The sequence below is a fragment of the Pseudidiomarina planktonica genome (assembly GCF_900177775.1).
In the GTDB taxonomy this organism is placed as follows: domain Bacteria; phylum Pseudomonadota; class Gammaproteobacteria; order Enterobacterales; family Alteromonadaceae; genus Pseudidiomarina; species Pseudidiomarina planktonica.
Genome location: NZ_FXWH01000002.1, coordinates 117420 through 137447, shown reverse-complemented (window position 1 = coordinate 137447; position 20028 = coordinate 117420). Strand labels below are relative to the sequence as shown.

Genomic DNA, 20028 nt, shown 5'->3' with positions numbered 1-20028 from the left:
CACCACCATGACCAATAATGTAACCATTAAAACCGCCGCGGAAATTGAGCTAATGCGCCATTCCGGCCGCTTACTTGCTCAAGTTTTCAAAATGCTGGACGCTTATGTCAAGCCCGGCGTTTCAACCATGGACATTAACAACCGCGTTGAAGAATTCATTGTTAACGAGCTACAGGCCCGCCCTGCCAGCAAAGGCCAATATGACTACCAGTACGTGTTAAATTCATCCATTAACGATGTGGTTTGCCATGGCGTACCTAAAGCAACTCAGTTTCTGAAAGCGAAAGACATTATTAATTTGGACATCACTTTGGAAAAAGGTGGCTTTATTGCGGACTCCAGCAAAATGTATGTGATGCCGGAAGCTACCCCTATTGCGAAAAAGCTTGTTGAGGTTACCTATGAAGCGATGTGGGCTGGTATTAAACAAGTAAAACCGGGTGCCAGACTGGGCGATGTCGGCCATGCCGTGCAGCGACACGCAGAGTCGCACGGCTATAGCATTGTACGAGAGTATTGTGGCCACGGCATTGGCCGCGAAATGCATGAAGAACCAACCGTACTGCACTACGGCGCACCAAACCGAGGCCTGCAGCTGAAAGAAGGCATGACCTTCACCATTGAGCCCATGGTTAATCAGGGCACCGCCAAAATCAAAACCAAGAAAGACGGCTGGACAGTAGTAACACGCGACAAAAAACTTTCCGCGCAGTGGGAGCAAACTATATTGGTAACCAGCTCGGGGTACGAAGTGCTCACCCTACGAGAAGAAGAGCAACTGTAAATCTACTGCGCTTTGCCGGGGAGTTAACCGGCGATTTGCATCCATACATCGGTGATGAGCTTGGCTGCAATCAAAAACATAAGCGCCGCAATAAGGCTGTTTATAACGCGCCAGGCTTTAGGATTGTTCAACGTTTTCGCCAGCTTTTTCGCCACAAACACCAGACTATAAAACCAAATAGCCGAAGCAAACAAAGCGCCAGCCACAAACCAGGGCCGCAGATGATCGGTCAGCCCAGCCGTAACGCCGCCAACCAAAACCACAGTGTCGATGTACACATGCGGATTTAAAAAAGTCATGGCGAAGGCCATTAACAAAGTGGCTTTTAGCGTAGCTTTGGGAGCCTCTTCTTCGTTTATGGTAAGTTTGCCTTCACCCTTAATGGCATCTTTCAGCGCCTTGCTGCCATACCAGGTTAGAAAAGCCGCACCACCAATGCTGAGACCCATTCCCCAAACACTGTCTACCGAGAACAACGCACCCACACCAAAAACACCAGCGCCAATCAGCAAAATGTCGCCAACAAAGCACACAGTTGCTGCCGCAAACGGGTGGTTATTGGTAAGCCCCGTTTTTAACAGAAACGCATTTTGGCTGCCTATGGCAATAATTAAACCGCCCGAAATAATGGCGCCCATAAAAAAGGTACTGAGTAATTCGAACACGTATTGCTCCTGTGTTGCTCTATCGACGGAACCGTTCAATAATGGCAAGATTAGTCTAGTTTAATTTAACATCATAAAAAGTCAATATAATGACCATAAAAGAAAGTGACATAGTCAATCAAGCGATCGCTAGCCGCGTTCATAGCTTTCGTAAAGACAACCGCTTATCACTGGATGAGCTCGCTAAACGAGCCGACATCAGTAAAGGAATGGTGGTACAAATTGAGAAAGGGCGGGCTAACCCAAGTATAGGTTTACTTTGCAAGCTCGCTAACGCCTTGGGTGTGTCTTTAGCAGATATCGTAGCAGTGTCGGACGAGCCTAAAGTCATCATAAGACACCAGCATGACATTCCCACGCTTTGGCATGGCGACAAAGGCGGAACAGCGCGTTTGCTTGCCGGAACCAAAGGGTCAGTCATGATAGAGCTATGGCGATGGATTATGCTACCCGGAGAAATCTTTACATCTGATGCACATTCCAAAAATACTATGGAACTTATTCATGTAGAAGAAGGAAGTTTGGCCGTTGAGGTTAACAATGAAACCTTCACCCTAAATGCCAACGATGCAATGACCGCACAAATGGATGTGCCTCACTCGTATTCAAACACTTCAGATTCGGCGGTTACCTTTACCATGACCGTTTATGAAAAATCGTCCCAAGGTTAACAACATAGGGTGTTCTGCAAGCCTTATTTAGAGGTAAACATGAGCGAACAGCACTTCAATAAACTAAGAGCTTACTTTATTACCGCAGTGGTGCTGTTTGTTTTTGGGCAGCTACTTTGGGAACACTTGCAAGGTGGCGTAGTAACCCATTACTTTCTTGCCAGCGCAGAGTACCCCGGATTTTCTAACTGGTGGGCAATTGTTGTTCTGCCGGCGCTGGCCTGGTTTGCCAGCACCCGTGTTAAAAAGCGCATCTCGTTTGAACCTGATTCTGCTGGCGGCGGAGCATTGCCAAAGAGCGTTTTAATCGGCTTTTTCGGCGTGCTTGCCTTAGCTATTTTGCAATCACTGGGGTTTGAATTCGGCCACGAAAACATCAGCATGTATGGAATCTTGAGCCTGCTAGTAATCAGCTTCTTTTTACCCGTTTACAGGGCCGAATGCATACTCGCCCACGTGCTTGGCTCAACCTTCACCTTTGGGCCAATAATTCCGCTGATTGTGATATCTATTGTCGCGCTAATTTCAGCGTTCTCAAATTTGTGTGTGGGGCCTTTGGTGGTGAGGGGTTGGCGGCGGGTAAAGCCTGTAAGTTCGTAAAACAAGAAAATAAGTGAATCGAATAGTTCTAGCTACACCTATGTAAGGATGCGCCAGCCCTCATGAAGGGCTCGTCTAAGAACATTTTGATTCCTAATACTTATAGATTGATTTTTCTTGAGTCAGACAACCGTTCCCTAGTGTAAGATTAATTAAATTAAGAGAATCAGAAGAATATTTATGAGCATGCAGACGAGTTTTAATCCCATAAAAGATTTCACAATTATCGCTTCACTCTCTTCCGCCTTCCTTTACGCTCTTGGATTCTTACACGAAACCGTTTACCTAGAGCATTTTGGATTGAACACCTCTGAGTTGGCACCTGATCTATCAACATCTATAGCTTTTGGTTTTAGGTATCTATTTTTAAATACCGTCATAGCTGTATTTATGGTGCCTTTGTCATTGTTTTTTGCGCTGCTCTTCATCGATTCAATCAAGGAATACGTAAAAAAATGGGTTGAGAGTAAAGAAATTTTAAGTCGATTTTCGCAAAGACTTCGCGGCAGTTGCGATCTTAGAAAACTAAAGCCATATCTCCTCATTGCATCTCCGATAATACTAGTTGTAATCATGTTTCATGCAATACACAAAGGAATTGAGCTAGCCAAATCTTTAAAATCAGCTGAACTAGAAGATAGAATAGTTATAGTAGAGTCAGCCCAACAAATAGAACGGAAAGGACAAGTAATCAGAATTAGGGGAGGCTTGATTGCATTTTGGGAAAAGTCATCTGATACAACTTATTTATATAATATTAGCTCAGTAACCCACGTTAGCTATGCCGCAAAATAGATTAATGAGTGGTTTACAAAAGAAATTGGTGAAACTTATTGTTTTAGCTAAAAACCTCATGGCGCCGCTCGAGATCCTCTCTTAAGGAAAAATAATAAATGGAAATCCAAACTAGCAATTTTTTAGACATACTGAAAATTGTGTCTGTTCTCTCGGCCATTATCGCGTTTGCGTTTGCCGTTTATAGCTTTAAGAAACAGCTTAAACTTAATTTTTTCGCAGACTATACAAAACGATACCAAGAAATCTCTCTTAATTTCCCCGTGACAGTATATGAAAACGAGTTTAGCTACGATAATTTATCTCCCGAAATAAGAGAGCATACTCTTCGATACATGCGTGCTTATTTTGATTTATGTAGTGAGGAGTATTTTCTAAATGAAAATAAAAATTTAGATAAAAAAACCTGGAAAGAATGGGAGTCAGGCATGAAAGCTTCCTTTTCTAAACCTGCATTTAGGAAAGCATGGAAAACGTTAAAGTTAGACAGTAATTATTACTCTGGATTTACTGCATTTGTTAAGAGTATTACCCCCTAGTAGAAAGTCTTCTGCTCACTACCACTGACTCATATATACAACGATTGCTTCACTGATAAGTCACTTTTTATTTATAAACAATTGGAGACACTATGAAGTACTTTGCCTACGGATCAAACATGTCTCTCTTGCGGCTAAAAGAAAGAGTCGCAAGCGCAAAACGAGTAGGTGTTTTCAAGCTTTTAGGACATTCCCTTCGCTTTCATAAAATTAGTAAAGACGGGTCTGGGAAATGCGATGCCTTACTCACAACGAAACGCGAGGATTATGTTTTGGGAGTGTTATTTGAAATAGACGATCACGAAAGGACAGCATTGGATAAAGCGGAAAGTCTGGGTCACGGATACAAAGATAAAACAGTAATAGTCGCTGATGAGAAAGGAAATGAGGTAGAGGCTCTGACTTATATAGCCATTAAAACGGATGCGTCTTTACGACCTTACTCTTGGTATATGAACCACGTTTTAAAGGGCGCAGAAGAATCGTGCTTCCCAGCTAGTTATGTTGAGTATATAAATGCCGTAGGGAGCATTGAGGACCCCGATAGAGCAAGAGATGCTAAAGAGAGAGCGATATACAACTAGCACTCCACTGCAAGGTGGACGGATTCCAGTTAAACTCAGGAAAAAGAAAGCCCCGCATACCAAAGTATGCGGGGCTTTTGCTTTAGCGAACACCTCACCTGCGGTAAAACCGCAGGTTACTGGTTACGCTTTGTTTTCTTCAATGTAGTCGTTAACGAATTGCTCAAGGATATTCAGCGGTACTGCGCCACGGCTTAGTACTACGTCGTGGAACTCACGAATATCAAAGGCGTCGCCAAGTTCTTCTCTGGCTTTCTCACGCAACTCGACAATTTTGTTCATGCCGATTTTGTAAGCAGTTGCCTGGCTTGGCATAACGATGTGACGCTCAACCATCTTCACGGCATCGGCTTTCGCGTTTGGCGTGTTTTCCACGTAGTAATCAATACCTTCTTCACGCGTCCATTTCTTCGAGTGAATACCGGTATCTACCACTAGTCGACATGCGCGCCACAGTTCCATAGCTAAGCGACCGAAGTCAGAGTATGGGTCTTCATAATAGCCATATTCTTTTGGCAGCAACTCGCTGTATAAGCCCCAACCTTCTGAGTAGGCAGTGTAGCGACCGAATTTTCTGAAGGTTGGAATGCCTTCAAGTTCCTGCGCCAATGCGATTTGCATGTGGTGACCCGGAATACCTTCGTGATACGCCAAAGCTTCCATTTGGTAGGTAGGCATTGAAGCCATGTCGTACAGGTTTGCGTAGTAGGTGCCTGGGCGTGAACCGTCCATAGAAGGCTGTGAATAGAATGCTTTACCAGCTGATTTTTCACGGAAAGGCTCAACTGCTTTCACAATCAATTCGGCTTTCGGCTTGGTCAGGAACAGTTCGTCTAATTGGTCGTTCATGGTGTCAATGTAGGCGGTTGCCTCATCGATATAACGCTGACGACCCTCTTCGGTTTGCGGATATACAAAGTCTTCGCTGTTACGCATGTACACGAAGAACTCTTGCAAGGTGCCGTCGAATTCGACTTTTTCCATAATTTCGCGCATTTCGTTATGAATGCGGTCTACTTCGCTCAAACCTATGTTATGAATTTCATCAGAGGTTAAGTCTGTGGTGGTAGTGCGTTTAAGCGCATTGTTGTAAAAAGCTTCGCCGTCTGGGAATTTCCAGGCGCCGTCTTTCGTAGTTGCTTGCGCTTCAATTTCTTTCACTACCGCAATTAAGTTCTCGTACGCAGGCTTAACAGACTCAAGCAAGGCTTTCTCAGCAGATTCCATTAACGCTGCAGCTTCGCTTTCTTCAAGCTCTAAGGCATCTACTTTTTTCTTGAAATCTGCCCACAGAGTGGTTGGTTCGCCATCGTCAAACGGAGCACCGGTAATAATGTTCTGGCTGTCGCTGATAATGTACGGATACACAAACTTCGGCGCGATAATGCCTTTTTCAGCACGCAGTTTTAAATTCTCGCCTAATTGTTCAAACAACTCTGGCAGGCCATTTAATCGGGAAACATAAGCTTCCGCATCGGCAACTTCAGAAATGCCATGCTGGTTGATCAGCAGTGAAGCAACACCTGAGTGCATGCCGAACATTTGGTTAACCGGATAATTGTGGTGACGCCATTTGAAATCAGCAATATCGTTTTCTAACTGCTGCTTCATCATTTGCCAGCTAAGCAAGGTTTGACCTTCCAGCTTCGACTCATCAATAGCCTCTACCCGGGCTAACTGCTCTTTCTGGAACTCAAGGTCTTCTTGCGCCTGCTCTTCAGAAATATCGTCCCATTTGTCCTGGTCGTCTTTAATACCCAGGTAGGTTTGATACATAGGACTGCGCATTACGCTTTCCATGAAAATGTCTTCAAACAGCTTATTCGCTTTTTCAGCTTCGGTTTGCTGGGTGTCTTGCTGTTGCTGCTGCGACGTTTCCGCTGAGGCGGTCTCGTTCATTCCATTATTTTTCGGCTCATCAGAACAAGCCGTTGTAGCTAACGCCAGCGATACCGCCAGCGCAATGCGTTTATAATCAAACATTCGTTTTCTCCTGTTGTTTCTTATTTTTATAACTTACGTTGCATCAGCATAGCAAATCCGGCGAACTTCTGATCGCTCTCTCTTCTCTGTTTGACGCATTTTGTGGGTAAATAGCTGCATTAGCAGTCTACATTCGCTTAAATTCGATAATTTCCCAGCTTTACCAACCCAACAGTCTAACTAGCACGCATGACAGAATATGCATCAAATAATCGTGCTGGAAGCGGTGATTTCAAACGCCAAGTAATATTCATGGGTTTTTCACCATGAAAACTATGAAATTCGACGGGCCCACATGCTCGGTATGCTGAGTTTTTGTTTCTTCTCACGAAAAGCTGGAATGTCCAACCGTCAGAACCTTTATTTAGATAACGCTGACCCGCTTGAGTGTGCGGTGCCGCAGTATTCTGCGACTGCCAGTGAAACAACTCCTGGCTAATTGCATAGTCATCGTAAGCGACGCCTTCGTGAAGGGCTTCCGATTTATCGAGCGTAACAAACATCAACTCAGTTTTTTCTTCAGTTAAACGAAGGACTCCGTAGCGATGAGGAGGATGAAATTCTTCAGTGTAATACCTTACTGCGGTCAGGATTTCTCGAGTCTGATACGCACTGTGTAACTTCAACGTTGTATTCTCTAGCCCTGGCACAGCGGTAAATACATGGTTCGTTTTGGCATCAAGATAAGTAGTTAACTCCACCAGTTCCTGACAGATTAACGAGTTCTGCTGCAACCGACTTAAAAACTCTGGCACTGTAAAAGGTGTGCCTTGTCCGCCCGCTAATTGATAAGCCAACATTAAAATATAGCTGTGATTTGCCTCTGTTACTTCTAAGGCGCCATTCGACTCTCCAACTTCTCTTATAACCTTTAGATAGTCGGTATCGTCAATATGCGTTAGTGCTGCTAGTCGTCGGCTAAAATATTTTTCTTCCGGCGTAGCCACCTCATTTACTAGGTTTGCACTTCGCTTAAGCGTCGTCCAACCGGACTGGCCTGCTCCGGTAGAATATCGGTAGATATCGCTGAGCTCTAATGCTTGTTCCTGAACAAAGTTGGTAAGAGAAATATCATCTGTACCCTGCAGCATTTGATATTGGCGCAATTCACGCGTTAAGTTCTGCCAGTTATAGTTCACCGCTGTCTTTAAACTGTTTAGGATATTCTCACGTGCTTGCTTCTGTAGTTGCAGATGACAGCCTGAAGGTAAGCGTCCAAATCCATCTTCTACACCGGCAAGTATTTCTTTTCGGGTTAATCCAGTAATAGCGCCGTATAAAACGTCAAACCGGAAACCTTGCGCGTGTTGACCCACGAAGTCGAGGATCAGACAGCTATCTTTACCCTCGTGCAGTCGCAAACCTCGGCCTATTTGCTGCTGAAACAAGGTAGAACTTTGAGTGGGACGAAGTAGCAGAAGAGTATCCACAAAAGGTAAGTCGACCCCTTCATTAAATAAGTCTACCGTCAAAAGAACATTAATCTCTTTTCGTTCCAGTAACTGAGGTAATCGCTCTCGCTCGGCCTGCGAAGACTGACCGGTAATCATAGCGGCCTTAATACCGACCTTATTAAATTGGTCCACCATAAAACTGGCATGCTTTACGGTTACACAAAAAGCTAAAGCCCGGCAGTCACCGATATCACTCACTAATTCCTGCCATGCTCTGATAATCGAGCGTGCCCGTGCGTCGTTACCACTTAAAATCTGGTCGAGTTGCGCGATTTCACCTGGCTGGCGCCAATTTACTTCTTCAAAGTTCGTGTCATCCGTGCAGGCAAAATATTCAAATGGGGCTAAAAGCTGTAAATCTAAGGCGTTCCACAAACGCATCTGAACTGCGGGCGAACCATCAGGGCGAGAATCAAAGTGCTGGAGAATACTTCTGCCGTCTGAGCGTTCCGGCGTCGCCGTTAAACCCAGCAAATATTTAGGCTGAACACGCTCAACTAAGTCGGTAAAGGTAGTCGCACCAATGTGATGACATTCGTCAATCACAATAACCCGCCAGTAGTCTTCACCAAACTCATCAATTATTCGACCTACACTTTGAATGGTCGAGAATAGATGCTCAAAGTTACTCGGATGCGTATTCCCGGTTAATAGGTCACCAAAATTATTGTCACGCAGAACATGACGATATGTGAGTAGTGACTGCTTTAGTATTTCTTGGCGGTGAGCAACGAACAATAGCCTAGGCCGACCACCTTCTTGTTGGCATATACGCTTGTAGTCGAAAGCAGCCATAACAGTTTTACCCGTTCCTGTAGCCGCGACCAGCAGGTTACGGAATCGCTGATGTGCTCGCTCATTCTCAAGCTGTTCAAGAATATCGCGTTGGAATGGCTTAGGCTGGATATCAAAGAACGTTGTGATGCCCACCACATTGCCATTTCCACCCGACTCTCGAGCTAAAGCAGACCGTAGGCTTTTAACATGATCTTCGTTGTGCGGATCGTATTGCTGAAACTCGTCATCTTGCCAAAGCGTTTCAAAGTGAGCCTTGGCTCGCTGATATAATAAATTTTGCCCACGCTCCGTGAACTTCACCGTCCATTCTAACCCCCCCATTAACGCGGCTCCGGACAAATTAGCACTGCCAACATAGGCAGAACCAAATCCACTATCGCGCTCAAATATCCAGGCTTTGGCATGGAGCCTGGTTCGCCGACCATCCAGGGACACTTTAACTCGACAGTTGGGAAGCTCGGCAAGCATTTTGACCGCTTTTTGGTCCGTTGCGCCGGTATAAGTGGTTGTAATAATTCGAAGACTTGTACGTGCCACGCCTTCAGCGTTAACAGCTGTGATTTGGCGCAACGTATCAATAATTTTTCGAACCCCAGCTACCGTTATAAAGCTCACGAGAATCTCGACGTGATTGCAGCTGCTTAGCTCTTTTTGCAGTTCATTGAGAAGTGCTGGGGAATCTTTGCCTGCAGTAAATAGCCATGGTTGCGCCAGGCCGATTTCCGGTATTTCAATGGGCTGATTAGGCAAATGAAGCGCGCGGAGAACTTCAGGAGGTTCTAAATAAGCGTCATGCTCGTGGTTTATTTGTGCTTGCTGGCGAGTGGCAGTCAAGAGGTCATTTACAAAACGAACTTGGTTCTTCAGTCGTTGCTCTCGAGTTCCGCCGCGCTCACCCAACTCATCAAGAATCTGAGTTATCTGCTCAGTGAACGCTTGAGAAAGGTGTCGAACATCGGCTGCCTCAGTTAACCGCTCGGTAATAGCAACCAGTTCGCTTTCTTCCAATTCAGTGGCAAGCGAAGACGTTTTAATGAGTTCGTATAACCCTTCCTTGAGCGGCGGCATGACTATTCCTTGATCAACAGATGTGATTCAGAATGCCAGGGCGTTTGTTGCTGCGCAAGTTTTTGAGCTGTCAGTTGAAAGTAGTTTTAAAACCTAAAACATTGAAGCGTGCATCGCCATTCGTTCATCAAGCATCAAATACACTTACTAATTACAATTGAGCACTACGCTTATCACTAGCTTCCTTGATAAGCATTCTAGTTAATGAAAGAAATTCTTGACACTGATTGACACCAAGACGAGCGACTTTTACTTCCGTAGTATGCAGTTTCATTAGCTTAGCGAGTTCCTCGAAAGCTTTGTATAACCCCAATCCAGAATAATGAGCATATATATCGACTTCACATTTGCATTTAATTCTTAATTTCCGTAACTCTTCGTTCGCTAAACATCCTAAAGGCAGCTTATCTCCAGTATGAAAGCCTACACGAGCATCGCAAAAATTGTCGCATACATAACCACAGCGTCCACTATTTCCACTTGATCCATCAAGTTTCCTAAAGCTTGCCGAGCCGCTGCAGTAATGACATGTATACCTCAAAGGTCCAAGCGTCGTCTTAATCGGCCGTGGACTTTGCGAGTCAAAGTATAGTTTTACTGCTAAAAACCTATACTGATCTAGTAAACTTTCTCCTATCTTGGGTTCAAGTTTCAGAAGGAGCCCCTCTCGAGACCATCCAGTAATTTTTGACTGTTTTGTTCCCTTAAAAGAGGTACGTAAATCTCGCAGGACATCTTTAAACCCATGCAAATACATTGGCCAATCATAGTTTTTGGTGCAACCGGAATAATGAAGTTGATTTCGAATTTCTTCCAACCATCTTTTTACTCGCGGTTTAACTGGCCGCTTAGTATTAACGTTTTCTCGCACCGCCAAGGCTTTTGTATTTGTTGTAGTCATAACTAACTCTATGTAATGAGAAATCTCTAATTTAGCCAGTAAACCTTTCACTTTAGAAAATACCCCCCGATGCAATCGTAAGCAAGTTTGCTTCCAGAGTGAGCAAGGCTATGATTTTAAATAAATTACTTTTACACTAGGCTTATTTATTCATGTTTCAGTAGTTTTTTGTAGCCACTTTGGCGCTATTGTTACTATCCGCCAAACAACGGCATTATAAATATGACTAATAATAATCAATACAAAAATAGCGACCCATTAAAAATAATTTTTGATACCAATATCTTACGAGAAGACCCAAGCCGTACACAGCCCGCATTAAAAGCTGTAGAGCGACTAGTACGTAGTACCGGCGCAACTTTATTTCTTCCCTATGTAGTAGTCCAAGAGTTTCTAACACATCAAAAATTACAGCTAGATGACGCAGCTGAAACATTAAACGGTTCGTTAATTTCTTTTATGCGAAAATCAACCGCTTATGAGCCGGCACAAACTTCTAGCAACAAGCTCTTATCTGAAATTGAATCTCTTAGAGAAGCAGCTTTCACAGCCATAGAAAAAAATTTCTACGATTGGTGTGAGGAATATAATGTTCAGGTGGTTGAGGTAACCGAAAAGCAAGCTAAAGACGTGCTCGAAGCGTACTTCACCGGCTCAAACCCATTCACTAAAATTAAGGAGCGAAAAGATTTTCCGGATGCCTATATATATCAACAAGTAAAAGGGCTCGCCGACAAATTTAATCAAGTTAACTTTATATCCAAAGATAAGAAGCTTACAGCTTGTTTGAGAGAAATTTCGGGTGTAAGGATTCTTGACTCAATTGAAATGCTGACAGAGACGAAAGAGTTTAAGTCCTCATTACTTGATAGTGAAGTATCAAGAAATCTGATGTTTATTATGAGTAATCTAAGAGTTCACGATGATATATTCTTTGAGCGCTTAAATACCAAGGTTTTATTTGAGCTCACTCATCCTCAAATAGGACGGCCTGGCGACGTTTATATTTTTGAACATAGTATTATTGAAAACGTTTACTGCGACGCTCCAGAGACTTTTCAAATATTAAAATTATTTTACTATGGCAATGGTGAATTTGGAGTCCAGTTTAGCATTGAAGTAATATTTGAAATAAACTCCCCACATTACCCAGGTGAAGTTCATTCCTACAATGAGTATCGGTCAAGTATTGATGACCTATTCGATAGTGAAGACGCTCTAATCAATTTCGAAAGCGATAATAAACTTAGCTACGAAGCTCATGGGCTTGCTTCACTGTTCATCTTGCCTAATGACCTGGAACAATTCATAGACGGTAAGGATTTGACGACTATTCTAAGATTAAGTGAACTGAGTCTGAACAAGATATTGAGAGTAAACAAAGTCTACAGCTAAAATCGACCCGTCTACCATGATTAAAAGTCCGCTTGGCAAAATCACTGCCCCGAACCTAACAGCTGAAAAACACAAAGAGATTTTAACGCCTCTCAAGTTACAAAACCAAGGAAAAGCTGGCTGTTCCTAGTCATTTACTCACAAGACCCATCGCGCCTCAAAACGGATATATCTGAAATTACTTATGAGCCGAGTAGACTCAATATTGACCCTTTTAAACATTTTTCACCCAAGTAAACCTTGCTATAGTCAAATACGACTAATTTTTGGTCACTCTCATAAAACTAACAATAAAAAACTTGTCATGAACCTACGCTCGCTCTGCACCATCGCACTTTGTGTTTTATCCATAACAGGCTGTTTAAGTCAGTCTCCGCAAAGTTATCACCCAGAAGAAGTTAAGAATGGATGGAAGGTGTCAGAGCTTGGCGAGCAGACTATTAATCCCGGCCCAATTGATGACATGTATGATGAATTAGTCGCTAACACATACCCCGGAATTAGCAGTGTGCTAATAGCCCGAAACAATACCCTGGTGTTTGAGGCTTACTTCAATGACTTCAACAAAGATAAATTGCATTCAACCCGTTCAGCCAGCAAAGCCATTACCTCGCTTTTAGTCGGCGTTGCAATAGACAAGCAGTATATTCCGTCAGTAGATGAGCCTGTATTTGCTTATTTCCCCGAGTATGCGGGTGAAATTAAAAACTGGGATCCAAGAAAAAGCGACATTTCAATTGCTCACGTGTTAAGCATGACCTCGGGTGTTAAAGGTAATGAAGATGCCATGTATCCCACCGACGACTGGATTAAATTTTACCTGGATCAACCTTTGGTGTCGGATCCGGGAACATCTTTCTCATACGCAACTAGCGGCGTAGTAACGCTGGGAAATATTATTACCCGTGCCTCACAAATGCGCATTCCAGAATTTGCCGATAAGTTTCTCTTTAGCCCTATGGGTATTAACGAAGTACGGTGGCCGATAACAAATTCACGCAATAGCCAAGGACTCGCAATGACAGGCGGAGGACTTAACATGAAGCCTCGCGATATGGCGAAAATTGGTCAGTTACTTTTAAATGAAGGGCAATGGCAGGGTGTTCAACTGGTTTCTAAGAATTGGATAAAAGAATCAACGAAAAAACATTCAACAAGCAATTTTAAGGGCGAAGACTTTGGTTATCTTTGGAGAATGAGAGACCGAAGCATCAATGGCAAAACAATTCGTTCCATTGAAGCCTGGGGCAATGGCGGCCAATTTATTATGGTATTTCCGGACCTGGAGCTAGTTGCTGTATTTACTGGCGAGTACTACGGGAAATTTCCAGAAATGGAGCAAGCCTTTGGACTTGTGGAAGAATATATTCTGCCGGCCGTTGAGTAGCGAGTAGTTTCCGTGATTTGACCGGTGGTCTCATTCGTCATCAGTACGCGCAACGACTTCAAACTCACCGTTACCAGTTTCATGCACAGTAAGCTCAATTGGCTGACAGCAGATTTGGCAATCTATAATTTGGGCCTGGCCGACGTCGTTTGAGGCATCGACCTCTACTGCATTAGGAGCCATGCAATAAGGGCAGGAAAACTCAGCTTCGTAGGTTAACGACATGATGAGGCTCCTTTTGGTTGGTGTGGCCTAGCATATACGTTAAACCTAACCTGAGTAACAGGCAAACAGAAGCGCAGCGGCGCTCAGTAGCCGACTAAACTACTCGCGTTTCAAGCAGTCCTAAGTTATCGTAATTCACTATCGATTTTTAAATCGCGCTGATTTTGTTTGGTTTCAAAATGCATGATGGGCAACACATGTGGCATTCAAAACCTCAGATTATTCCTGCTGCCAGTTTTTCGCGTCTAAATATGACGCTAAGACCACCCTTGCCGGCTTTTTCTAACGCTGTTCAGTGCCTATGGGCTGCTCACTGCTCCGACACCGGCTTACCTCAGGTTACGGAAAAGCTATACCCCGATGCGGGAACCAGTATCACCTTCCACATACACAATGGCAGCGTTGCCGCCCGATACTTTCACAGCTCCGAAGTGGCGCTAAGTAACTGGATTACATCTAAAGAATATTTTGGAGTTCGATTTAAACCCGGAGGTGCCGCGGCCTTACTAGGCGAACAACTGGCTAACATTCAAAATGAAGAAGTCGATTTAATGGAAATAAACCTTCTTCACAAAGAAAGCCTGAAACGACTGTTAGACCAGCTTTCCGCATTAAAATCAGTTAACCAGCGTATTGATATGATTCAAAATTGGTTAGCTTTTTTAGCCAGCAACAGTGAACGTAACCATTGGTCGGCGCTGGCTGCAAACGCATTAACGCATGCGCTTTCGATTCAGGAACTAGCATCAGACTATGGCTTCAGTAGACGCACATTAGAAAGGCATTTCCGCAAATATATCGGCTTTACGCCAAGCCAGGTTAATCAATTTGGCAAACTAAATCGGGCCCGATGGGAATTAACTACTTCCCGAAATAGCATCAGTGACATTGCATTAAACTGCGGCTTTTTTGATCAAGCTCACTTCTCTAATTTCTTTCGTGAAAACACCATGGAAACGCCGCTGCAATATCGCCAGCGTAAGCTGTCGCAAATTTCCAATACGTGAGCACTGCCTGGATTTAAGATTTAGCCAGTTATTTAACTGGAGACAAACATGCAACCGCGAATTTCACAGTCCTCATTCTATAAAATGAACCCTCGACTGATAAAGCACTTAGCCGAAGTGGGAAATGTGCCAGCTGATGCAGGTTTAGATAGCAGACTATTACATCTCGTCAGACTGCGCGCTTCGCAGTTGAATCACTGTGGTTTCTGTCAAAAGATGCATTCAGAAGAAGCCAGATCAGACGGCGAACTACAGCCTAGACTAGATGTTTTACCCGCATGGAAAGAAGTCGGTTTTTTCACCAAAGAAGAACGGGCCGCACTTGCCTGGACTGAAGCATTAACACTAATTAGCCAACACGAGATAAGCGACGATATTTACCAAGCAGCGCTTGAAGCTTTTGGTGAGAATGCGCTAATTGAGCTAACAAGCGTGATACTGCAGATAAATAGCTGGAACCGCATTGCGGTGAGCTTTCGCTTTCAACCTGAAATGGAATAGTGAAAGGCGTGCCGTACATGAAAATTTCTGAGCAAGTTCAAAGCAAGCTATTGTCGCTATTTTCCAGCTTGTGTTTCTTTTTCGGAAGCATGCTATTTCTGCCGAATTTCGCAAACTACGCAACGCTGAGAGTTTGGCTATTTATGCTCGGCTCGGCGCTGATGTTTATTGATATAATTCGTAGTAAAAATACTTAGGCGGATATGGCGATTTAGAAAGTGAGTATTGAATTGATGACGATTCAGTTAACTCTCTTCGTTCATCATTGCAACAACATCAACTTCAAATTTATCTCTAATATCGTTGATTAAGTGGCTCGCCAGCTCCTCTAGTTGGTTAAGAATATCTTCCCCTAATAGAGCTTCTATTCGCTTACGTTTGCGGTTTGAAACTTCGCCACCATTTTCGATAATAATTGACAGCACCATATCGATTTGATTGTTTGGCAGATCAGCATTGTCATTAATGAACTTTTTCAAACAATCAAACACAGTGAGCAAGCAGACTTCTTTCAGTAAATCCTCCGATATGGCGGTATCCATCATTTCATATACAAACTTAACGTGTTCCGTGTAGTCGGGAAAGCGGTACATATAATCAATATCATTATTGATTACGATTCTATTTGAATCGTCAAATTCATAATCCAACATTGCCATTATCGGTACTGAGATGGTCTCGAGAACCTGGTCGTACTTCCGTTGATTTTTTAAAATCGCAGCAGAGATTGGAATAATAAACTTATGCTCTGGTTCACGATGCTTCATTACGTCGTGAATCAAATAGCGATGAATTCGACCATTCCCATCGTCAAATGGGTGAATATAAACCTCACCGAAAGATATTAAAGTCGCGTGAAATAGCGGAGGAACCGAACCGTCGATCATTAAGTTTTCGTGCAGTTTGAAGAGTCCATCCATCATACTCGCGACGTGCTCTTGCTTTGCTCCAACGTAATGCACATCCTCATCTCGATTCCCAAATCTTTGAATTGTGGTACCGACATAGATTTCGGATTCACGGTAATCCGTTGCTTTAAACTTTTCGTCCACAATTTGATTCTGGACATTGATGATTGACTGCTTGTTCAACTCATACAGGCCGACATTTTTGATTGCATTTAGGAATCTTTGCATTCGCTGTCGATTTGGTTTCTCTTTCTCTATTTCCGTCGACGACTTTGTTTCTTTTGTATAAAGGTAATTCACCGAACGTCCAATTACATCAACTGAAAGCTGCTCTCCAATCCTTTGCATTTTTGCGAATGCAGTTTTATAAACATCAGCCTCGTCAAGCTCATTGATTTCAGAAGTCTTTCGAATCGTAGGGCAAAAATCGGGAGTGCCTAGCGCATTGTTAATGACCCGGGTTCGCTTGTTTTTCTGGCCATCTTGCAACGCGTAGTAAAAGTCATCCTCGAATAGCTTAATGTAATTTGCTGACTTTAAGTCTGGAATATCTAACCTTTTCCCTGTTAACCACTCGTAAAGAAACCAGAGAACACGGTTATATTGACTTGTCGGTTTATCTACAATAAATGCGGTAAACTCCGCTACATTGATTTTTTTGTAAATTGCGGCAAAGAAATGAAGCCTAATACCTTGAAGCTTTATCGCAGTATGCATCTGCGAATATGGGTTATCTTCGTATTTTAGATGGCCAGGGAGTATCTTTCGCTTGCTTGCCCCATATTGGATCACCTCTTCTCTATCCGCATCTGGGTTTTGATAAACCTCCACCCCGAGCTTAGGTAGCCGCAAATCGTAATGCAGATTAAGGTAAGCATATCCAGCTGGTTTCATAGCGATCCTTTACTTCTGGCCAAAAAGGTCTTATCTTGAGGTAACTCTTACGTATACGTATATAGTAACCTCTTTTATAAAAAAATCATTACATTTTTGAAATTACAATTACAAAATCACTTTAGTGATTACAAATCAATAGTTATACTTACAAATCAGGTTTTTATTTTATTCTAGCTAGTATTAATTACTGCAAGTCATGCCTGATCAATGCATCTAAGGTAGCCACAACCTTCAGACGACCCTCCCCCAGTTAAAGATGTTTAGACCTTGGTTAATCGCTCGCTAACAGCACCGTTAAACGCTGAAACCTGACTACAAACTTCGCGCAGGTAGCGCATAAGAAACCGACCCATGTGTTTTCAAAAGAATGTAGCGGTCAGTATTTTGCAACGTCTCGGAAAGGCAGGGAAGCCTCAGAAAGACAAAACCCTTTATTTAAAAGGGCTTTGGAAGCATCAGGAAAATATCAGGTAGGGTACAGAAAATCACTCAATATTCTGAATCTGCTCCCGCATCTGCTCAATCAGCACTTTCAAATCCACCGCAGCAGCAGTAATGTCGGCGTTAATTGATTTAGACGCCAAAGTATTCGCCTCACGGTTAAACTCTTGCATCATAAAGTCTAACCGGCGACCGCAGGCACCGCCTTTGCGCAGTATTTTGCGGGTTTCTACTACGTGGGCGTTCAGTCGGTCGAGTTCTTCGGCTACGTCTACTTTTTGCGCCAGCATTATCATTTCTTGTTCTACGCGCTGGGGGTCTAGTTCTATTTTGGCTTCTTCAAAGCGGTTTTGCAGGCGTTCGCGCTGCCAGGCTACTACTTCGGGCATGCGGCCTTTCACAAAGTCGGCTTGTTCGGTAATGCCTTCTAAGCGTTCTTCCAGCATTTTTTGTAGGGCGGCACCTTCGCTTTCGCGATTGCTAATGAACTCGCTAATGGCCACTTCCAGGCTGCTAAGCACATCGGCTTGTATGGCGTCGTTGTCGTCTTCCTGAGCTTCCACTACGCCCGGCCAGCGCAGTACGTCCATGGGGTTTAGCTGGGCGCTCATAGACTGATTGGCAACCCAGTTGGCGCTGGTGATTACGCTTTTGGCTAGTTCTTCGTTCAGGCTCAGGCTGGTTTGGGTGGCTTGTTCTACATGCAGTGTTAATTTGCATTCCACTTTGCCGCGCTGCAGGTTCTTGCGGAAGCGTTCGCGCAGCATGTTTTCAAGGCTGCGAAACTGCTCTGGCAATCGAAAGTAGGTTTCTAAATAGCGTTGATTTACGGAGCGAATTTCCCAAACGGCGCTACCCCAGTCGGCTTTGTGCTCGTGGCGTGCGTACCCTGTCATGCTTTGAATCATGTGAAAACCTGTTTACGGAATGGCAGCGCTTAGTTTAAGGCTACGACAGCAGCACCGCAAGCTGCTATAATTCTGCGTTCATTTAGCACCAGTTCATTGTAATAAATAAAGAGGTTATGCCCATGCGCCCAAGCGGACGTACAGCTCAGCAAATTCGCCCGGTTACTATTACCCGAAACTACACCTTGCACGCAGAAGGCTCAGTATTAATTGAGTTCGGCGACACCAAGGTGTTGTGTAACGCCAGCGTAGTAAAAGGTGTTCCACGCTTCTTAAAAGGTAAGGGCCAGGGCTGGATAACTGCTGAATACGGTATGTTACCGCGCGCAACGCACACGCGTTCTGATCGCGAAGCGGCGCGTGGCAAGCAAGGCGGCCGTACTATGGAAATTCAACGCCTGATTGGCCGCTCACTGCGTTCATGTGTTGATTTAAACGCCCTGGGCGAATACAGCATTACGATTGACTGTGACGTGATTCAGGCCGACGGCGGCACCCGTACTGCCTCTATTACCGGCGCGTGCGTGGCTTTGGTTGACGCGCTTAACTACATGCGCAGCAACGGCATGGTAAAAACCAATCCGTTAAAAGGCATGGTTGCGGCTATTTCTGTGGGCATGTACCAGGGCAACGCGGTGGCCGATTTAGACTATCCGGAAGACTCGAAAGCTGAAACCGACATGAACGTGGTGATGACCGAAGACGGCAAGCTGATTGAAGTGCAGGGTACTGCCGAAGGCGAAGCCTTTAGCTTTGAAGAAATGAACGAAATGTTAGTACTGGCCCGCAATGCGATTCGCGAGCTGGTTGATGCGCAAAAAGCTGCATTGAATTAATAGTAGAGGACCAACATGAAGCCGTATCAAAAGGAATTTATTGAGTTTGCGATTAGCCGTGGTGTGCTTAAGTTCGGTGAGTTCACACTGAAGTCTGGTCGTATTAGTCCGTACTTTTTTAACGCGGGTTTGTTCAACAAAGGCTCGGATTTAGCGCGCCTGGGTCGTTTTTATGCTGCCGCGTTAGAAGACAGCGGCGTGAACTATGACTTACTGTTCGGCCCGGCCTACAAAGGTATTCCTATTGCCACGGCAACAGCTGTTGCCTTGTTCGATCATCATCGCAAAGACGTGCCTTATTGCTTTAACCGCAAAGAGAAGAAAGACCACGGCGAAGGTGGCAACCTGGTTGGCTCAGAGCTGAAAGGCAAAGTGATGTTGGTAGACGACGTAATTACGGCCGGCACTGCTATTCGCGAGTCGATGGAAATTGTGCAGGCCAATGGTGCTGAACTGGCTGGCGTGTTAATTGCGCTGGATCGTCAGGAAAAAGGCACCGGCGAGTTGTCGGCTATTCAGGAAGTGGAACGTGACTACAATGCCACAGTTATTAGCATTGTGGGCTTAAACGACGTGATTGCTTATCTGGAAAATAACGACGAGTTTGCCCAGTTTGTAAGTAAGGTTAGCGACTACCGCAGTCATTACGGCGTCGCTTAACCTGTTATCTAAGAATACGCC

General features: G+C 44.1%; 20 protein-coding genes. 13 read left to right on the top strand and 7 right to left on the bottom strand.

Translation table 11 applies throughout. The features are described from left to right. Positions 1-7: 7 nt before the first annotated feature. The gene (gene map, locus CCE91_RS09395) at positions 8-784 is read left to right on the top strand and encodes a type I methionyl aminopeptidase (RefSeq protein WP_086435027.1); all 777 of its coding nucleotides are present in this window, start codon (positions 8-10) and stop codon (positions 782-784) included. 23 nt (positions 785-807) lie between these two features. Here the strand turns inward: map and CCE91_RS09390 are convergent, their stop codons facing one another. Continuing rightward, the gene (locus CCE91_RS09390; RefSeq protein WP_086435026.1) at positions 808-1449 is read right to left on the bottom strand and encodes a LysE/ArgO family amino acid transporter; all 642 of its coding nucleotides are present in this window, start codon (positions 1447-1449) and stop codon (positions 808-810) included. A gap of 89 nt (positions 1450-1538) precedes the next feature. Between CCE91_RS09390 and CCE91_RS09385 the strand changes: the two genes are divergently transcribed. The 5 genes from CCE91_RS09385 to CCE91_RS09365 all read left to right on the top strand — a co-directional run bounded on the left by CCE91_RS09385 (position 1539) and on the right by CCE91_RS09365 (position 4638). Then, entirely contained in the window at positions 1539-2120 is a 582-nt protein-coding gene (locus CCE91_RS09385) for a helix-turn-helix domain-containing protein (protein WP_086435025.1), read from the top strand. 39 nt (positions 2121-2159) lie between these two features. Then, entirely contained in the window at positions 2160-2720 is a 561-nt protein-coding gene (locus CCE91_RS12270; RefSeq protein WP_086435024.1) for a hypothetical protein, read from the top strand. Positions 2721-2900: 180 nt separating this feature from the next. Continuing rightward, positions 2901-3515 (top strand): hypothetical protein, encoded by a 615-nt coding sequence (locus tag CCE91_RS09375; RefSeq protein ID WP_086435023.1) that lies wholly within the window; start codon positions 2901-2903, stop codon positions 3513-3515. Positions 3516-3613: 98 nt separating this feature from the next. Then, positions 3614-4054, top strand: a complete 441-nt coding sequence (locus CCE91_RS09370) for a hypothetical protein (RefSeq protein ID WP_086435022.1) — start codon at positions 3614-3616, stop codon at positions 4052-4054. 92 nt (positions 4055-4146) lie between these two features. Then, entirely contained in the window at positions 4147-4638 is a 492-nt protein-coding gene (locus tag CCE91_RS09365; protein WP_086435021.1) for a gamma-glutamylcyclotransferase family protein, read from the top strand. Positions 4639-4761: 123 nt separating this feature from the next. Here CCE91_RS09365 and CCE91_RS09360 read toward each other — a convergent pair whose 3' ends face one another. From CCE91_RS09360 to CCE91_RS09350, 3 genes are all read right to left on the bottom strand, one after another. Further along, on the bottom strand, positions 4762-6621 hold the full coding sequence (locus CCE91_RS09360; protein WP_086435020.1) for a DUF885 domain-containing protein: 1860 nt from the start codon (positions 6619-6621) through the stop codon (positions 4762-4764). 176 nt (positions 6622-6797) lie between these two features. Then, the gene (locus CCE91_RS09355; protein WP_086435019.1) at positions 6798-9941 is read right to left on the bottom strand and encodes a DUF3427 domain-containing protein; all 3144 of its coding nucleotides are present in this window, start codon (positions 9939-9941) and stop codon (positions 6798-6800) included. A gap of 151 nt (positions 9942-10092) precedes the next feature. Then, positions 10093-10842 (bottom strand): zinc-finger-containing protein, encoded by a 750-nt coding sequence (locus tag CCE91_RS09350; protein ID WP_126797213.1) that lies wholly within the window; start codon positions 10840-10842, stop codon positions 10093-10095. A 222-nt stretch (positions 10843-11064) separates the two neighbouring features. On the opposite strand from CCE91_RS09350, the gene CCE91_RS09345 reads away from it, so the two are divergent. Together CCE91_RS09345 and CCE91_RS09340 are read left to right on the top strand one after the other, a co-directional pair. After that, a complete protein-coding gene (locus CCE91_RS09345; protein WP_086435017.1) occupies positions 11065-12237 on the top strand; it encodes a PIN domain-containing protein in 1173 nt (390 codons plus the stop codon). A gap of 184 nt (positions 12238-12421) precedes the next feature. Next, positions 12422-13624: a serine hydrolase domain-containing protein gene (locus CCE91_RS09340; protein WP_086435016.1), complete on the top strand. Its 1203-nt coding sequence runs from the start codon at positions 12422-12424 to the stop codon at positions 13622-13624. Positions 13625-13654: 30 nt separating this feature from the next. Here CCE91_RS09340 and CCE91_RS09335 read toward each other — a convergent pair whose 3' ends face one another. Then, on the bottom strand, positions 13655-13849 hold the full coding sequence (locus CCE91_RS09335; protein ID WP_086435015.1) for a CPXCG motif-containing cysteine-rich protein: 195 nt from the start codon (positions 13847-13849) through the stop codon (positions 13655-13657). A 164-nt stretch (positions 13850-14013) separates the two neighbouring features. Between CCE91_RS09335 and CCE91_RS09330 the strand changes: the two genes are divergently transcribed. Genes CCE91_RS09330 through CCE91_RS12355 form a run of 3 tightly spaced genes read left to right on the top strand, consistent with a single transcriptional unit; the run spans position 14014 to position 15554 of the window. Continuing rightward, entirely contained in the window at positions 14014-14856 is an 843-nt protein-coding gene (locus CCE91_RS09330; protein ID WP_234996312.1) for an AraC family transcriptional regulator, read from the top strand. A 48-nt stretch (positions 14857-14904) separates the two neighbouring features. Beyond that, positions 14905-15357, top strand: a complete 453-nt coding sequence (locus CCE91_RS09325; protein WP_086435014.1) for a carboxymuconolactone decarboxylase family protein — start codon at positions 14905-14907, stop codon at positions 15355-15357. A gap of 17 nt (positions 15358-15374) precedes the next feature. Continuing rightward, positions 15375-15554 carry a YrhK family protein gene (locus CCE91_RS12355; RefSeq protein ID WP_086435013.1) on the top strand — a complete coding sequence of 60 codons (180 nt, stop codon included), beginning with the start codon at positions 15375-15377 and terminating at the stop codon, positions 15552-15554. Positions 15555-15602: 48 nt separating this feature from the next. Here the strand turns inward: CCE91_RS12355 and CCE91_RS09315 are convergent, their stop codons facing one another. Further along, positions 15603-17159 carry a Fic family protein gene (locus CCE91_RS09315; protein WP_086435012.1) on the bottom strand — a complete coding sequence of 519 codons (1557 nt, stop codon included), beginning with the start codon at positions 17157-17159 and terminating at the stop codon, positions 15603-15605. Between the two features lie 488 nt (positions 17160-17647). Further along, positions 17648-18511 carry a YicC/YloC family endoribonuclease gene (locus CCE91_RS09310; RefSeq protein ID WP_086435011.1) on the bottom strand — a complete coding sequence of 288 codons (864 nt, stop codon included), beginning with the start codon at positions 18509-18511 and terminating at the stop codon, positions 17648-17650. Positions 18512-18633: 122 nt separating this feature from the next. Here CCE91_RS09310 and rph point away from each other — a divergent pair, with 122 nt between their 5' ends. Together rph and pyrE are read left to right on the top strand one after the other, a co-directional pair. After that, complete coding sequence (rph, locus tag CCE91_RS09305; protein ID WP_086435010.1) at positions 18634-19347, top strand: ribonuclease PH; 714 nt, start codon at positions 18634-18636, stop codon at positions 19345-19347. Between the two features lie 15 nt (positions 19348-19362). After that, positions 19363-20007: an orotate phosphoribosyltransferase gene (pyrE, locus tag CCE91_RS09300; RefSeq protein WP_086435009.1), complete on the top strand. Its 645-nt coding sequence runs from the start codon at positions 19363-19365 to the stop codon at positions 20005-20007. Positions 20008-20028: the final 21 nt, after the last annotated feature.

Coding starts and splice junctions, on each gene's coding strand:
- CCE91_RS12355 (WP_086435013.1), top strand. CDS start 15,375: ATGAAAATTTCTGAGCAAGTTCAAAGCAAGCTATTGTCGCTATTTTCC.
- CCE91_RS09310 (WP_086435011.1), bottom strand. CDS start 18,511: ATGATTCAAAGCATGACAGGGTACGCACGCCACGAGCACAAAGCCGAC.
- CCE91_RS09365 (WP_086435021.1), top strand. CDS start 4,147: ATGAAGTACTTTGCCTACGGATCAAACATGTCTCTCTTGCGGCTAAAA.
- CCE91_RS12270 (WP_086435024.1), top strand. CDS start 2,160: ATGAGCGAACAGCACTTCAATAAACTAAGAGCTTACTTTATTACCGCA.
- CCE91_RS09345 (WP_086435017.1), top strand. CDS start 11,065: ATGACTAATAATAATCAATACAAAAATAGCGACCCATTAAAAATAATT.
- CCE91_RS09360 (WP_086435020.1), bottom strand. CDS start 6,621: ATGTTTGATTATAAACGCATTGCGCTGGCGGTATCGCTGGCGTTAGCT.
- CCE91_RS09370 (WP_086435022.1), top strand. CDS start 3,614: ATGGAAATCCAAACTAGCAATTTTTTAGACATACTGAAAATTGTGTCT.
- pyrE (WP_086435009.1), top strand. CDS start 19,363: ATGAAGCCGTATCAAAAGGAATTTATTGAGTTTGCGATTAGCCGTGGT.
- CCE91_RS09355 (WP_086435019.1), bottom strand. CDS start 9,941: ATGCCGCCGCTCAAGGAAGGGTTATACGAACTCATTAAAACGTCTTCG.
- CCE91_RS09315 (WP_086435012.1), bottom strand. CDS start 17,159: ATGAAACCAGCTGGATATGCTTACCTTAATCTGCATTACGATTTGCGG.
- CCE91_RS09340 (WP_086435016.1), top strand. CDS start 12,422: ATGAGCCGAGTAGACTCAATATTGACCCTTTTAAACATTTTTCACCCA.
- CCE91_RS09335 (WP_086435015.1), bottom strand. CDS start 13,849: ATGTCGTTAACCTACGAAGCTGAGTTTTCCTGCCCTTATTGCATGGCT.
- rph (WP_086435010.1), top strand. CDS start 18,634: ATGCGCCCAAGCGGACGTACAGCTCAGCAAATTCGCCCGGTTACTATT.
- CCE91_RS09325 (WP_086435014.1), top strand. CDS start 14,905: ATGCAACCGCGAATTTCACAGTCCTCATTCTATAAAATGAACCCTCGA.
- map (WP_086435027.1), top strand. CDS start 8: ATGACCAATAATGTAACCATTAAAACCGCCGCGGAAATTGAGCTAATG.
- CCE91_RS09385 (WP_086435025.1), top strand. CDS start 1,539: ATGACCATAAAAGAAAGTGACATAGTCAATCAAGCGATCGCTAGCCGC.
- CCE91_RS09350 (WP_126797213.1), bottom strand. CDS start 10,842: ATGACTACAACAAATACAAAAGCCTTGGCGGTGCGAGAAAACGTTAAT.
- CCE91_RS09375 (WP_086435023.1), top strand. CDS start 2,901: ATGAGCATGCAGACGAGTTTTAATCCCATAAAAGATTTCACAATTATC.